The organism is Candidatus Sarcina troglodytae (genome assembly GCF_015708635.1).
GTDB lineage: Bacteria > Bacillota > Clostridia > Clostridiales > Clostridiaceae > Sarcina > Sarcina ventriculi.
In genome coordinates, this window is record NZ_CP051754.1 from 285,368 (window position 1) to 301,101 (window position 15,734).

Here is a 15,734-nt window from a genome sequence, read left to right on the forward strand (position 1 = left end):
ATATTATAATATAGAAAAAAGATTAAAATATAAAATTTATAAAGAAATTTTATGATAAAATAATTTAGGTTTTATGTTGAAATGGATGAGTTTTTATTAAATCTTAGAATATAAATGAAAATAATATTAAAGGGGGAAACAACAATGGAATTAAGACAGTTAGAATATTTTATTGCTGTGACTAACTTAAAAAGTTTTACTAAGGCAGCTGATAAGCTTCATGTAGCTCAGCCATCGATAACTATAGCGATAAAAAAATTAGAGGATAGTTTAGGTGTTATTCTTCTAGAAAGAAAGCAAAAAAATATAAACTTAACAAAAGAGGGTGAAGTATTTTATAAAAGAGCCAATGAAATAATAAATAGGGTTACTAATGTTGAAAAAGAAATGTACGATTTTAAAAAATCAAAAAAGGAGATTATAAAAGTTTCTATACCTCCTCTTATAGGTTTTCATATGCTTCCTAAAATATTTTCTCAATATTACAATGAAAATTCTAATGTAGAACTCGAAATAGTTGAAGTTGGCTCGTTGCAAACTGTTGAACTTTTAGAAGCTGGAGAAATAGATTTAGCACTTATAATACAATCTCATAAAAATGATTGCATTGAAACAACTCCAATTAATGCACGGGAAATTCTTTTATGCCTACCTAAAGAACATTCGTTAGCTAAACAAAAAACAATACCTTTTGAAATCCTTAAAGATGAGAGATTTCTTTTGTTAAAAGAGGGAAATTATATAAGAAAAAGAATCTTAAATGAATGTAAACATCATAATTTTGAGCCTAATATAATATATCAATCTACTCAGATAGAAAGTATCTGTACTCTTATCTCAAATGGAATAGGAGTAAGCTTTTTGTTAGATACTATAGCTACAAGAAATAAAGATATAACTTGTCGTTCTCTGAAAAATCCTATCAAAGTAAGTATTGCAATAGCATGGAATAAAAATAAATATGTAACTAAAAGTCAAAGACAGTTTATAGATTTTGTAAAAAGCCTATAGAATTGAAATATTTTAAATATTAAATATATTTACTGTATTTATGGGAAGGATATTTATTGATATATAAAATCTATTAGTATATAATTTTTTTATATTTTACATACTATTCCAAAGAGTGATAAGATGGTTTTAAGGAACAGTAATAGATAAAAAGATAAATTAAAATTTTTAAAATATAGGAGGCTTTAAAAATGAGTGAAAATTTATCAGTAAAAGAAAAGGCATTAAAATTACATAGGGATAATCAAGGTAAATTAGAAGTAATATCTAAAGTGCCAGTAAATACTAAAGAAGATTTATCTTTAGCTTATACACCAGGAGTTGCGGAACCTTGTTTAAAGATAAAAGAAAATTATGATGATATATATGAATATACATCAAAAGGAAATATAGTAGCAGTTGTAACAAATGGAACTGCAGTACTTGGACTTGGAGATATAGGAGCAGGTGCTGGACTTCCTGTTATGGAGGGTAAAGCAGTTTTATTCAAAACTTTTGCAGGAGTTGATGCTTTCCCAATATGCTTAAACAGTAAAAATGTTGATGAAATAATAAACACAGTAAAATTAATGGAACCAAGTTTTGGTGGAATAAATTTAGAAGATATAAAAGCACCTGAATGCTTTGAAATAGAAAGAAGATTAAAAGAAGAAATGAATATACCAGTATTCCATGATGACCAACATGGTACTGCTATAGTTGTTTTAGCAGCAATAATAAACTCTTTAAAAGTAACTAAGAGAAATATAGCAGATGCTAAATTTGTTATAAATGGAGCAGGATCTGCTGGAATATCAATAGCTAAATTACTTATGAGAGCAGGAGCTAAGCATGTAACAATGGTAGATCGTATGGGAATAATAGAAGAAAGCCAAGAATGGATGAATGATGCTCAAAAAGAAATTGCTAAAGTAACAAATAGAGAACATTTAACAGGTACATTAGCAGATGCAGTAAAAGGAGCAGATGCATTTATAGGAGTATCAGCACCTGGAGTATTAACAAAAGAAATGGTATCAACTATGGCTAAAGATTCTATAGTATTTGCTATGGCAAACCCAGTACCAGAAATATTCCCAGATGAAGCTAAAGCTGGTGGTGCATTAGTTGCAGGAACAGGTCGTTCAGATTATCCAAACCAAGTTAACAATCTTTTAGCTTTCCCAGGAATATTTAGAGGAGCTTTAGATGTTAGAGCAACTGATATAAATGAAGAAATGAAAATAGCTGCAGCTTATGGAATAGCTGAATTAATTCCAGAATCAGAATTAACTCCAGATTATGTAATTCCAGCTGCAACAGATCGTAGAATATCACCAATAGTTGCATCATTTGTAGCAAAAGCTGCAATAGATACAGGAGTTGCAAGAAGAAGTGATATGACTCCAGAAATGGTTGCAGAACATACAAGAGAACTTTTAGGTACAAAATAATATAATAGAATATTTCATTATAAATTATTAAAAAATTAATATTCAACTACTAAAGCTATATCTTAGGTTATAAAGTAAAAAATAAGTTAAAATTATTACTTTATAGCCGTATGATATGGCTTTTTTTTATATAAAATAACTATAAATACATAGTATATTTATATTTTACAAAGTGGTTAGACCAATGTAATATAGACTTGTAAATTTAAATATGAGCTTATAAAAATACTATACATAATAACAAGGAGGAAAAAAATGAATGTTCCTATATTAAGAACAATGAAAAAGGTACCAGGAGGAATGATGGTTGTTCCTTTGATTTTAGGTGCTATAGTAAATACTTTTATTCCTCAATCATTAAATATTGGAGGATTTACAACTTCTTTATTTAAAGATAGTGCAATGCCTTTAATTGCTTTATTCTTATTTATAATGGGTTCTCAAATACGTTATAATCAAGCTAGACGTCCGTTAGCTAAAGGAGCTGTATCTTTATTAAGTAAATTTTTTGTAGGTCTTATAATAACTTTAGTAGTTGGATATTTCTTTGGAAACAAAGGTATTTTTGGAATATCAACAATGGCTTTAATGGCAGCTTTTGCTTGTAATAATACAGGACTTTATGTAGCTTTAGCAGAGGAATATGGTGATGCAGATGATCAAGGTGCATCAACAATAATATCTTTAAGTGCAGGAGCATTTTTTACAATGCTTGCTTTGGGAGCTAGTGGACTTGCAGATTTTCCTATAATGTCAATAGTTGCTGTAATAATTCCTATAATTATAGGGTTTGTTATTGGTAATTTAGATGAAGAATTTAGAAAATTTTTAGGTTCTGGTAAACATATATTAACACCATTCTTTTCATTTGCATTAGGTACAGGAATGAATTTTGCTGATATTATACATTCAGGGCTTCCAGGAGTATGTCTTGGAGTAGCAGTAGTTTTCATAACTGGATTTGTGAATTACTACATACATGCGATATTTTGGGAGAAGAAAGCTGTTAATTTTGCAATAGGAACAACAGCTGGGAATCAATTAGCAACCCCTATTGCGGTAGTTGCTGCGGATAGTGCTTTAGCTCCATATTTAACTTCAGCAACAACACAAATAGCAGCTTCTATAATAGTATCAGCTATACTTTGTCCATTTATGGTTGGATATTTAGATAAAAGGCTTAAGAAAAAGCAATTAAAAAAGCAAAATTAAAATAAAGTAACTATTAAAAAAATATAAATAAAATTGTAAAAAAATGTCCATAATATATTATAATGATTTGGTAAAAAACCATTATAATATATTATGGTTTTTTTATAATTTAATTCCTTTAAATGTAAAAATGTAATTAAAAGTAAAAAATATTTGTTAAAAATTAAATTATAAATAAAATGTTAATAAAATAACTAAAATAAATTACTTTAAATTCAAAAATCATTATAGATTTCATTTATTTATATATAGTTTTTTTATATTTTACTTAAAAATTTGTAAATGATATTCTTGATGTATAGAAAAAATAATTTGTGCAAAACTTAATAGGAAAACATAAATTTGTAAAATAATATATGAAATATGTAATTTATTTTAAATATTTTTTAAAGGACATACTTTGCTAAACTAAATAAATAATATATTTGTATATTATTAAATTTCAGATAATTCAAATTTAATAGTTAAATTAGAAAATTAATAAGGATTATTATATTTTCTAAATTTAGATATTTTACTATATAAAAATAACATAATAAGGAGGGAGTCAATAATGTTTTTTACATCGATTGAAAGTGTTTTAACCATTGTTATATTAATAGCAGTAGGATATTTTCTGCAAAAATATAAATGGTTTGGACCAGATTTTAGCAAAGGTATATCAAAATTAGTTGTTAATGTTGGTTTACCATGTAGTATTTTTACTGGTATATTAGCAAATTTAACAGTGGGTAGTTTGGGGAATTTAGGAATTGGATTAATATTCCCATTTGGTACTGTTATCGTTTCGTACATAATAGCATTTATATTAATGAAAGTATTTAAAATTAGACCTGAACGTAGAGGGATATTCTTAAATGGTGTGGCAAATGCTAACACAATATTTGTTGGAATGCCTTTAAATATTGCATTATTTGGTGAAGCAAGTATACCATATTATTTAGTTTGTTACATAAGTAATACAATATCAACTTGGGTAATTGGTATAATTATAATGTCTGCTACAGATCCTCATAAAGAACCAGGTAAGAAATCATTTAATTGGAAAAAGGTATTAACACCTCCTTTAGTAGGATTTATAATAGGTTTAATATTCTTAATATTCAGTATACCAGTTCCAGATTTTATAAATTCAGCATTAAAATATTTAGGAGCTTTTGTTACTCCACTTGCTTTGATTTACATAGGTATAATGCTATATAACGCAGGATTAAAAAATATGAGATTAGATCGTGACAGTATTCTTGCTTTAGTAGGACGTTTTGTAATTTGTCCAATTATAATTATAGTTTTAATAATGATTGGAACAGGAGCGTTTGGAATAGTTATGCCTAGCATAGAAAAGAATTCATTTATAGTTCAATCAGCAACTCCAATGCTTGCAGTTTTACCTATTTTAGCAGACCAATATCATGGTGATGTTAAATATGCAACTAATATTACAACAATAAGTACGGTATTATTTATAGTAGTTGTTCCGGTATTAATGTTAATAACTCAGTATATTAAATAAGTATAAAAAGCATCTTTAAAATTTTAAAGATGCTTTTTGTGTTTTTTACAAGTAATGGTTTCGAGAAAGAATGATATTTTGTATAATAAAATTGTAAATTATTTTTTAAAAATAATAGTTATGTGATTAGATGGAATTGAAGGGGGAGCTAAAAATGAAAGAAATAAATGTTTCCAAGATAACTGAAGTTGTAAAGAATATGTGTATAGATGCTAATTATTACTTAACACATGATGTTAAAGAAAAAATTGAAAGTGCATATAAGCAAGAAAATTGGCCTATGGCTAAAGAAATATTAGAAAAAATTTTAACTAATATAGATATTGCAAAGAAAGAAGAAATGCCTATATGTCAAGATACAGGAATGGCTTGTGTATTTGTTGAAATTGGTCAAGATGTACATATAATTGGTGGCAATTTAAAAGATGCTATAAACGAAGGAATAAGACAAGGGTATAATGAAGGGTTTTTGAGAAAATCCGTGGTTAAGGATCCATTAGATAGAATAAACACTATGGATAATACTCCAGCTATAATTTATTATGATATAGTTGAAGGCGATAAACTTAAAATAAAAGTGGCACCTAAGGGATTTGGCTCTGAAAATATGAGTCAACTTAAAATGCTAAAACCAGCAGATGGATTGGAAGGTGTTAAAGATTTTGTGTTAAAAGTAGTTAAAGAGGCAGGTCCTAATCCATGTCCACCAATAGTTGTTGGAGTTGGTATTGGTGGAACTTTTGATAAGGCTGCAAATCTTGCGAAAAAAGCTTTAGTCAGACCTTTAAATGAAAAAAATAATAATGAGTTTTATGCTAATTTAGAAAAAGAACTTTTGAAAGAAGTAAATGAGCTTGGAATAGGGCCACAAGGTTTTGGTGGTAAAACTACAGCACTTGCTGTTAATATAGAGACTTATCCAACGCATATAGCAGGTCTACCTGTAGCTGTTAATATAAATTGTCATGTTACAAGACATGCAGAGATAGAACTTTAATTTTGGGTGGTGGAAAGTATGGAAAAAAAAATAACTATGCCTTTAACAAAAGAAAAGGTTCAAGATTTGAAAGCTGGGGATATGGTTTTAATATCTGGGGTAATTTATACCGCAAGAGATGCAGCACATAAAAGATTGATTGAACTTTTAAAAGCAAAAAAAGAACTTCCTTTAGATGTTAAGGATTCTATAATTTATTATGTAGGACCAAGCCCTGCAAAGCCAGGAAATGCTATAGGTTCGGCTGGTCCAACTACGAGTTATAGGATGGATCCTTATGCTCCTAGTCTTTTAGATTTAGGTTTGAAAGGAATGATAGGAAAGGGTCTGCGTTCTAAAGAGGTTATAGAATCAATGAAAAAAAATAAAGCAGTATATTTCGCTGCAATAGGTGGTGTAGCTGCTTATATGTCAAAATGTATTAAAAAAAGCGAAATAATTGCTTATGAGGATTTGGGTTCTGAAGCTATAAGAAGATTAGAAGTTAAGGATTTACCAGTTATTGTTTGTATAGATTGTTACGGAAATAATCTTTATGAAATAGGAAGAAAAAATTATTTAGAAGATAATAATAAATAGGTTAAGCTATTAGTCATTTGAATGACTAATAGTTTTTTTATTGCTGATTGTTGAATAAATGTTTCTATTTATTAATTCAAGATATTTTAGGATAATTTAATATAAAAGTATATGATAAAAATAAAAAATATGTTGATTTATGAAAAAATATTAAATATTCTAGAAATATTTGTTCTATAATGTATTTGTACTATTTATTTTACAATGATAGAATAATTTTTATATAATATTTGTACTAAAGAGTTTAGACATGGAGGTGACTAATGAAAAATTGTTTTAAAGTATTAAAAAGAGATTTAGGTGCATTAATAAAAAATTCTGTAGCGATATTAATTGTAGCAGGACTTTGTATATTGCCCTCTTTTTACGCTTGGGTTAATATTGCGGCTGTTTGGAATCCTTATGGAAACACAAGTGATGTTTGTGTAGCAGTTGTAAATAATGATACTGGAGCTACTTTGGATGGTAAAGATATTAATTTAGGGAATGATGTGGTTGATAAGCTAAAAGGTAATGATAAAATTGGTTGGAGGTTTGTTGATGAGCAAGAAGCTCAAAATGGACTTTTAAGCGGTAAATATTACGCAGAAATAGAAATACCTAAAGATTTTTCAGAGGATTTAGCTAGTGTAACGTCTGATAATCCTGTAAAGCCAGACATTATTTATAAAGTAAATACTAAAGAAAGTCCTGTGGCAGGTAAAATAACAGAAGTTGCTCAAAGCAATTTAGTTAATGAGATTTCATCTAGTTTTATAGAGAGTGTAAGTGAAACTATGTTCTCAAAAGTTAATGGATATGGTGATAATCTTAATTCTCAAAGAGATAATATATTAAAGATAAAATCTGCAATTATATATTTGAATAATAATATGAATAGTATAGAGGATGCTTTAAAAAATATTAATAGCAATTCAAATAGCTTAAATACGACTTTAGGATTATTAAAGGGAGAAATTCCAACAATATCACAAGGAATTAATTCTTTGAGTAATATTAATATAAATACTCAGGATTTTGTTTCTAGCGCTAAAAGTAGTGTAGATACATCATATAACACATTGAAAACAAATTATACAACAATTCAAAGTGAGATTGGTAGTGTAAGTGGCTTATTAGATAATTTAAAAAATTTAGTTTCTAATAATGGAAATTCTGAAGATAAGTTAAATACAATAAATGAAGCTATAAACAAAATTACAACTATAAATACGTTAATTAATGCTAATATAAGCTTTTTAGAAGGATTTAATAATTCTAAGCTAGATAGTGCGATAAATGATTTAAAAACATTACAAAACTTTTTAGATACACAAAAAACAGCATTAGAAAATGCTAAAAATATTATAGGTTCAGGGCAAGAGTTAAGTAATACTGTGATAAACACATTAATTGATAATGGAAATAGTGCAAAAACACAAATAAATAATATAGTAAATACAGTTAATAATGTAACTATGCCAGAGCTTAATAATATAGGAAATGAAATTTTAAGTGCAACAAATGATGCAACTAAAATTATTGGAACTTCTAAAGGGTTAATAGGTCAAATAAATACTATTTTAAATACTGCAACAACTGGAACAAATATGGCAAGTAATATGTCAAGCGAACTTATTTCTAAATTAAATGAATATAAGGAGCCAATAGCTAATTTAGCTACTCAATTAGAAAAAGTTAATGATAATGATTTATCTCAAATAGTAAGTATATTACAAAGCAATCCCAAAGTTGTTGGAAGTTTTGCTTCTAGTCCATTTAATATAGATGAACAGGTGCTTTATGCTGTACCTAATTATGGTAGCGCAATGGCTCCTATATATACTGTTTTGGCTTTATGGGTTGGTGCATTGTTATTAACATCATTGTTGTCAACTAAATCTAAAGATTTTGAAGGAAGCGAAAAAATATCTGTTAGACAAAAACATTTTGGTAAAATGATGTTCTTTGTAATATTAGGAGCTTTACAGGGGCTTATAGTTTGCCTTGGAGATAAATACATTCTAGGCGTATATACAGTTAATTTCCCGCTTATGATATTATTTAGTGTATTGTCGGCAGTTACATTTACTATAATAGTATTTACTTTTGTTTCTGTTTTTGGAAACATAGGAAAAGCTATTTGTATAGTGTTGATGGTATTGCAACTTGCAGGTTCTGGAGGAACTTATCCAATACAAGTTGTACCGAAAATTTTTCAAATACTACAACCGTTCTTTCCATTTACTTATGCAGTTGGTGGATTCAGAGAAGCAATTGCAGGTCCATTATTAAGCAGTGTAATTAAAGATATTGAAATTCTTGTAATAATGGCGATAATATTTATTCTTGCAGGATTTTTCCTTAAAAATCTTTTGAACAAGAAGGTTGAAAAGTTTGAAGAGGAATTTAAAAAATCTGGAGTTGGAGAATAAAAGTTTAGTTTAGGAAAGGAGGGCATTATGAAAAATATTTTTAAAATATTTTTTAGAGATTTAAAAAATATATCTAAAAATAAAGCAGCACTTATAATAATTATTGGTATTTGTGTAATACCATCTCTTTACGCATGGATAAATTTAAAGGCTACTTGGGATCCTTATTCTAATACAGGGAATTTACCTGTTGCAGTTGTAAATGAAGATAAAGGAGCAGTTATAAATGGTAAGGAGATAAATATAGGTGATGAGATAATAGATAAACTTAAAGACAATAAAGATATAGCTTGGAAATTTGTCACAGATGAACAAGGTCAAGAGGGAGTAAAGACTGGTGAATATTATGCTATGATAGAAATACCAGATAATTTTTCATCTCTTATAACTAATACACAAAATATTGGGGCTGAAAAACCAGATATAATATATCTAGTAAATCAAAAAGCCAATGCTATTGCTACAAAAATTACTGATGTGGCTACAACAAAGCTTACAGAAGAAATTAAAAGTAGTATGAGATCTGCTATAACAGATGCCGCAGGAAGTACATTAAATGAGGTTGGAGATAAGCTTAAAGAAAATGAAGTTGGGCTTATTCAATTTAAAGATGATATGTTAACAGCTAGTTCCTCAATAAATAATATAAAAGATTATATGAATAATGTGGGTTCTGATGCACAAAATTTTTCTGATTATTTAGGTCTTGTTAAAAAAGATACTTCATCAATTACAAATGGCTTAAATAGTTTGCAAAATGTAGCAAACTCTAGCAAGATATTAGTTGCATCTACAACTAATACTTTAAATAGTTTAGGTCAAAATGTTGAAAATAATATAAATGGTATTCAAAATGCTATATCACAAACAATATCTTTTGTAAATGAATTAAAAGCCATTGATTATGATGTTAATGGAAATAAAGCTACTGCATTAGTTCTTATAAATAAAATGAATAATTCTTTAGAGAATGCAAATAACTATGTAGGAAAAGCTATTAAAACATTAAAGGTAATAAATAATATAGTTCCAAGTGATAAAATAACTGCACAAATAGAATCATTAAATAAATTAAGTTCAACTATAAATAATGCAATATCATCATTAAATTCTTTAAAAGATAAAGTAAATGCTATACCAGATGTTATAACTAGTAAAAAGATAGGAAATGAGGAAAGTGTGCAAGGTGAGCAACTTTTAGTTGATGAAACGCTTAGTAGTACTCAAGTTCCAAGTGATTCAATAATAAATGATGGTAATAGTTCAAATGAAACTGGAACAGTTATTGATTTAAGTGGTGTAGATACAGCTTTAAACAATGTATTAACTATATTAAATGGTGCATCAAGCACATTAGGAAATATATCAAATAATTTTTCAAGTACGTTGCTTCCAGAAATAAATAATTTGGCAACTAATTTAAATAGCAAAATAAATAATGCGGATTCTATTATTGCTAATTCATATCAAATTGTACCTGTTATTAAAGAATTATCTAATACAGGAATAGAAATTAGTGGTCAAGCATTAGATACAGCTAATCAGGTTAATTCTAAACTTGCAAGTTTTTCAGGAAGTTTAAGTACTTTAAATGATAAGTTAAGCATTTTAAATAATGATACATTAAATAGTGCTGTAAATCTTCTTCAAAGAAATACAGATGATGTTTCAAACTTTTTATCTTCTCCAATAAATGTGGAGCAAGAGGAAATATATAACTCAGATACTTTTGGAAAAGGACTTACACCTTTTTATACTGTTCTTGCTATTTGGGTTGGAGCTCTCCTTTTAACATCTCTTTTAACTGTTGAGTGTGAAGAAGAGTTAGAAAAAGGTAAAAAGGTAGGATTAATTGAACAACATTTTGGGAAAATGCTTTTGTTTATATTTTTATCACTTATACAAACCACAATAGTTACATTAGGAGATAAACTAGTGTTAGGAATTGAACCGTTAAACATGTTAGTTATGTTAGGTTTTGCATTTTTAAGTTCAATAACATTTACGATTATAATATTTACTTTAGTATCGCTTTTTGGAAATATAGGAAAGGCAATGTGTGTTCTTATAATGGTATTCCAGATTGCAGGTTCAGGAGGAATATACCCAATACAAACAAATCCAAAATTCTTTCAAATTTTACAACCAATATGGCCTTTTACTTATGCTATAGATGGATTTAGACAAGGAATTGCTGGAGTTTCTTGGAGTAATGTTAGGCATGATGTTTTAATATTAATATGCTTTTTAATAGTATTTTTAGTTTTATCATTATTAAAGAAACCATTTCATCATGTAACAGAATCCATGAGTAAGAAGTTTAAGGAATCAGGGTTATAGAAATGTTTATAAAAAGCACCAGGAAATAGTTCTTGGTGCTTTGTTTGCATTATTATTTAAAGAATCGTAAAAAAGAGACTATAATTATAAGAATGATTAAAATAATGGGAGAAAATAAAGTTGCATATCCTAGGAATTCCATAGATATATTTCCTCCTCTATAATAAAAAACATCTTTTTTATATTATAACCATAATCCAATTATGTCAATTTATTTATTAATTTCAGATATAAAAGTTTTAATATATGTAATCTTTATTGATTATTTTTAGGTGTTAAAAAGTAGTTCAGCTAAATGGATACCTTGTTTTTTACCTAATTTAAAGCCACTAACACAGTAGTGACTATTTTACTGCAATATTTATTTTTTTATTATAGAATTTTTCTTTTCCTCAAAGTTAAATATTTTCCAACAAATCATGGAAACAACCCAAACTAATATAAATAATCCAACTAAAATAAATCCCATTATACCAAAATCTAAGTTTTGTAGCCAACCCCAGAAACCAGAATCTAAGCCACTTTCCATAGCAAAAAATTGTCCAATTTCTATAACACCTATAATTCCAGCAGCTAATATAGAAAGGGATGTTATAGTTATATTATAATATATTTTTTTTAATGGTGATGTAAGTACCCATTGATATGCTGTAGACATGAAGAAGCCATCTAATGTATCCATAAGACACATGCCAGCAGTAAATAAAATAGGAAAAGAGATTACAGCAATCCAAGGTATTCCTTGTGCAGTTGCAGTTGCAGATGTAGCAAGTACTGCTATTTGAGTCGCTGTATCAAAGCCAAGTCCAAATAAAAATCCTATAAGATAAATGTGCCAATTTTTATCAGCAATGTTAAGTAGACGATTAATAGAACGATTTACACGTCCTTTATTTGGTCTTTCAAGGCTTTCTTCAGTATATGTACCGTTTCTCATCATTTTGAATGTTTTTAGCATATCTTTTAAAATAAAAAAGTTAGCGATAGCAAGAAGAATTAAAAAGGTTGCTGAAATAAGAGTACCTAAAACTCCTCCGATTGTTTGAAATTTAGGAAGTGCATCTTTTGCCCAATTAACTGCAAAAATTGTTGCAAATCCCATAAGAATAACTACTGTTGAATGACCAAGCGAAAAGAAAAAACCAGCACCTCTAGTTTTACCTCCTCTTTGAACTAATTTTCTAGTCATATTATCAATACATGCTATGTGATCGCAATCAAATGCATGAGCAAGTCCAAAGGTTAAAGAAATAACAGCCATTCCAAGAAGAGTTGGAAATTTAAAAACACCAGATGATAAAAATGAAAATCCGCAAATAAATATAATAATTATAAAGATTCCATACTTCATTGCGTCTACTTTCCAGTTTGCGCTACTATTACGCATAAAAATCAGTCCTTTCACAAATTTAATATATGTATTTAATGTTCTTAGATATACAATATATTGAAGTAGTTATATGGTGATTTAAAATATGTAATTTCTTATAGGTGATTTGTATGCTTTTTTAAATAAATTTATCACCTATGAAGAATTATACACATTTTATAGTGTTTTTTTTGCAAATAAGATATTGTTAACAATAAGTTAATAACATTTGCGAAAATGTAACTGATTATTAACAAAAAATTAAATTAAAATTAATTTTATTGGATAAATATAGAAAATTTATTAAGATATTTTTCATTTGATAATACATTTATAATTGATAAAGAATTACTTATTAGACATTAATTAATTACAAAAATTTATTTAAAAATTAAAAAAATTTAATTGATAGTGATGTATTAATTGATAATAAAATATATAAAAATAAAAAATGAATCAACATTGTTGATCCATTTTTTATTAAGCAAGTAATAAACAATATTTACATAAATACTGTAATAAATCATAATCTAAGAACAATTATATGATACAATATTTTTATAAAAAAGAAAAGTATATTTTTAATTAAAAATGATTTTCAAAAAAATTATCTATTTATAAATAGAATTAATTATATAAAAGAAAATAAAGTTATTAGTTTAATAATTTATATCAATTAATATTAGCATTTTAATTGATATAGTATTTTCAAAAGAAAATAAATTTATATTTATTTTTTAAAATTTATTATTTTTTTATTTTTGTTTATAAATTAAATATAATAGTAAATTAATGATTGCTAGCGTTATCTTATAAATGGTATATTAATTATTAAGAAGTGATTATAAAGTTAAGTTATTAATCTATCTTGCTGTAAAAATTATAATAAAATATTTAAAAATGTGGGTGATGATTTAGATGCTAACAGTAGCTATAGGGATTATAGTAGTCGCAATAGTAATTTATTTGATAATTGATTTTTTTAAAAATGGAAAATTAGCTGCAGGGCGTAGAAGAAAATTTATGTGGTTAGCTGTTATACTATTATTTTTAGTTAATGAATATGCTGGTGCTGTTGCTGTCTTGGCGGTAGTAGTAATTACCTTAATAACTTCACTAAATAATTCTAAAAGAAACTAGATATATTAATGGAGGAATTTAAATGAATAATTCAAATATGTTTATAATAGTATGCATAGTAGCTGTCATAATAATTATAGTTCAGGTAATTAAAATGAGATTAAGTGGAAAGTAATATATCAAAATAATATAAGAAATTTTATATTAACATAATATATATTCTTTTTACATAATGATATCTATAAATAAAAAAGCCATGCAAAGATGCATAGCTTTTTGTTTAAGAATCTTTTTTATATGCTGATATATCTGGATTTGTTTCAGAAAATTCCAAATCTACTTCATGTAATTTTAATATTTTAGTTTTATATTTTATTTTATATCCAATGTAAAATGCTAAAAATAAAGGGATACCTATATAAGCTGCTACAAGAGTTTGCCATGTTGAATCTCCAAATCCTTGGAAGATAACGATAAGTCCACACATTGTAAGAGCTATTATTGGTCCTATTGGGAATAGTTTAGCTCTATATTTTAATTTTTTAACATCATATCCTTGTGCAACATAAGCTTTTCTAAATCTATAATGACATAGAGATATTCCAAGCCATGCTATAAATCCAGCGAGACCAGATGCATCTACAAGCCAAATATATACTGTATTTTGAGCAAATATTCCTGTTAAGAAGCAAAGTGATGCAACAATTGTAGTTAATATTATAGCGTTTAATGGAACTCCTTTTTTGGTAACTTTACCAAATGTCTTTGGAGCCATGCCTTCTTTAGCCATAGAGTAAAGCATTCTACTTGATGCATACATTCCTGAGTTACCTGCAGATAAAACAGCTGTTAAAATAACAGCATTCATAACGGCAGCTGCAGCTGCAAGACCAGCTTTTTCAAATACTAATGTAAATACACTTGTACTTACTCCAGCTTGGGCAGCTGGGATTATAGCACCTATTACAAGAATTGTTCCTAAATAGAATATTAATATTCTCCAGAAAACTTGATTTATAGCCTTAGGTATTGTTTTTCCTGGATTATCACTTTCACCTGCTGCAACACCAACAAGCTCTGTTCCTTGGAATGCAAATCCTGCAACTAGGAATACTGAGAAGAATGAAAAACCATTACCTATGAAAGGGCCACCATCTGCTGTGAAGTTTTTAAGTCCTATAAAATTCCCATCAAATATACCTAATATTGTAAGTACACCTACTGCTAAGAATATTATAACAGTTACGACTTTAACTAAAGAAAACCAAAATTCTGCTTCTCCATAGGCTCTAGCAGATAAGATATTAAGTAGTACGATAATTCCTAAAAATAACATACTCCAGTAAACAGGTTTTACGTTTGGAAACCAAAAATGCATAACAAGTGAACCAGCTACCATTTCAGTTGCAATAGTGACTGCCCAGTTGTACCAATAGTTCCATCCAAGAGCAAAGCCAAGAGCTGGGTCAATAAATTTAGTTGCGTATGTACCAAAGGAACCTGATATAGGAATAAATGTAGCAAGTTCTCCAAGACTTGTCATTATGAAATACACCATAACTCCAATTAATGCATAAGCTAAGAAAGCGCCACCAGGGCCAACTTGTTGAATTGTATCTCCCATTGCAAGGAAAATACCAGTTCCAATTGCTCCACCTAGAGCAATCATATTAAGATGTCTTGCTTTTAGAGATCTTTTTAAATCTCCATTTTTTTCACTCATAATTTTCTCCTTAGTTTTTATGTATTCTTTAACTAAGATAATTTTTCAAAATAAAAAATGCCA

At 27.6% G+C, this 15,734-nt stretch carries 11 protein-coding genes; 9 read left to right on the forward strand and 2 right to left on the reverse strand.

What is annotated here, in order from left to right; all coding sequences use genetic code 11:
• Nucleotides 1-144: 144 nt before the first annotated feature.
• The 8 genes from HH195_RS01265 to HH195_RS01300 all read left to right on the forward strand — a co-directional run bounded on the left by HH195_RS01265 (nt 145) and on the right by HH195_RS01300 (nt 11,499).
• Nucleotides 145-1,011 carry a LysR family transcriptional regulator gene (locus HH195_RS01265; RefSeq protein WP_196371289.1) on the forward strand — a complete coding sequence of 289 codons (867 nt, stop codon included), beginning with the start codon at nt 145-147 and terminating at the stop codon, nt 1,009-1,011.
• Nucleotides 1,012-1,202: 191 nt separating this feature from the next.
• Nucleotides 1,203-2,444, forward strand: a complete 1,242-nt coding sequence (locus tag HH195_RS01270; RefSeq protein ID WP_196371290.1) for an NAD(P)-dependent malic enzyme — start codon at nt 1,203-1,205, stop codon at nt 2,442-2,444.
• A gap of 255 nt (nt 2,445-2,699) precedes the next feature.
• Nucleotides 2,700-3,656 carry a 2-keto-3-deoxygluconate permease gene (locus tag HH195_RS01275; RefSeq protein ID WP_112365215.1) on the forward strand — a complete coding sequence of 319 codons (957 nt, stop codon included), beginning with the start codon at nt 2,700-2,702 and terminating at the stop codon, nt 3,654-3,656.
• A gap of 553 nt (nt 3,657-4,209) precedes the next feature.
• Entirely contained in the window at nt 4,210-5,169 is a 960-nt protein-coding gene (locus HH195_RS01280) for an AEC family transporter (RefSeq protein WP_207750875.1), read from the forward strand.
• A 154-nt stretch (nt 5,170-5,323) separates the two neighbouring features.
• Nucleotides 5,324-6,166, forward strand: a complete 843-nt coding sequence (locus HH195_RS01285) for a fumarate hydratase (protein ID WP_055259714.1) — start codon at nt 5,324-5,326, stop codon at nt 6,164-6,166.
• Between the two features lie 18 nt (nt 6,167-6,184).
• The gene (locus tag HH195_RS01290) at nt 6,185-6,745 is read left to right on the forward strand and encodes a Fe-S-containing hydro-lyase (protein WP_055259712.1); all 561 of its coding nucleotides are present in this window, start codon (nt 6,185-6,187) and stop codon (nt 6,743-6,745) included.
• A gap of 263 nt (nt 6,746-7,008) precedes the next feature.
• Entirely contained in the window at nt 7,009-9,159 is a 2,151-nt protein-coding gene (locus tag HH195_RS01295) for a YhgE/Pip domain-containing protein (RefSeq protein WP_196371291.1), read from the forward strand.
• Between the two features lie 27 nt (nt 9,160-9,186).
• Nucleotides 9,187-11,499, forward strand: coding sequence for a YhgE/Pip domain-containing protein (locus tag HH195_RS01300; RefSeq protein WP_196371292.1), 2,313 nt, complete (start codon nt 9,187-9,189; stop codon nt 11,497-11,499).
• A gap of 361 nt (nt 11,500-11,860) precedes the next feature.
• Here the strand turns inward: HH195_RS01300 and HH195_RS01305 are convergent, their stop codons facing one another.
• The gene (locus tag HH195_RS01305; RefSeq protein ID WP_196371293.1) at nt 11,861-12,886 is read right to left on the reverse strand and encodes a HoxN/HupN/NixA family nickel/cobalt transporter; all 1,026 of its coding nucleotides are present in this window, start codon (nt 12,884-12,886) and stop codon (nt 11,861-11,863) included.
• Between the two features lie 900 nt (nt 12,887-13,786).
• Here HH195_RS01305 and HH195_RS01310 point away from each other — a divergent pair.
• Nucleotides 13,787-14,008: a hypothetical protein gene (locus HH195_RS01310; protein ID WP_055259703.1), complete on the forward strand. Its 222-nt coding sequence runs from the start codon at nt 13,787-13,789 to the stop codon at nt 14,006-14,008.
• 220 nt (nt 14,009-14,228) lie between these two features.
• Here HH195_RS01310 and HH195_RS01315 read toward each other — a convergent pair whose 3' ends face one another.
• On the reverse strand, nt 14,229-15,671 hold the full coding sequence (locus tag HH195_RS01315; protein WP_196371294.1) for an amino acid permease: 1,443 nt from the start codon (nt 15,669-15,671) through the stop codon (nt 14,229-14,231).
• Between the last annotated feature and the right edge of the window lie 63 nt (nt 15,672-15,734).

What these genes read in the sequence shown, in the direction of transcription:
- HH195_RS01265 (WP_196371289.1), top strand. Translation starts at nt 145, where the DNA reads ATGGAATTAAGACAGTTAGAATATTTTATTGCTGTGACTAACTTAAAA.
- HH195_RS01270 (WP_196371290.1), top strand. Translation starts at nt 1,203, where the DNA reads ATGAGTGAAAATTTATCAGTAAAAGAAAAGGCATTAAAATTACATAGG.
- HH195_RS01275 (WP_112365215.1), top strand. Translation starts at nt 2,700, where the DNA reads ATGAATGTTCCTATATTAAGAACAATGAAAAAGGTACCAGGAGGAATG.
- HH195_RS01280 (WP_207750875.1), top strand. Translation starts at nt 4,210, where the DNA reads ATGTTTTTTACATCGATTGAAAGTGTTTTAACCATTGTTATATTAATA.
- HH195_RS01285 (WP_055259714.1), top strand. Translation starts at nt 5,324, where the DNA reads ATGAAAGAAATAAATGTTTCCAAGATAACTGAAGTTGTAAAGAATATG.
- HH195_RS01290 (WP_055259712.1), top strand. Translation starts at nt 6,185, where the DNA reads ATGGAAAAAAAAATAACTATGCCTTTAACAAAAGAAAAGGTTCAAGAT.
- HH195_RS01295 (WP_196371291.1), top strand. Translation starts at nt 7,009, where the DNA reads ATGAAAAATTGTTTTAAAGTATTAAAAAGAGATTTAGGTGCATTAATA.
- HH195_RS01300 (WP_196371292.1), top strand. Translation starts at nt 9,187, where the DNA reads ATGAAAAATATTTTTAAAATATTTTTTAGAGATTTAAAAAATATATCT.
- HH195_RS01305 (WP_196371293.1), bottom strand. Translation starts at nt 12,886, where the DNA reads ATGCGTAATAGTAGCGCAAACTGGAAAGTAGACGCAATGAAGTATGGA.
- HH195_RS01310 (WP_055259703.1), top strand. Translation starts at nt 13,787, where the DNA reads ATGCTAACAGTAGCTATAGGGATTATAGTAGTCGCAATAGTAATTTAT.
- HH195_RS01315 (WP_196371294.1), bottom strand. Translation starts at nt 15,671, where the DNA reads ATGAGTGAAAAAAATGGAGATTTAAAAAGATCTCTAAAAGCAAGACAT.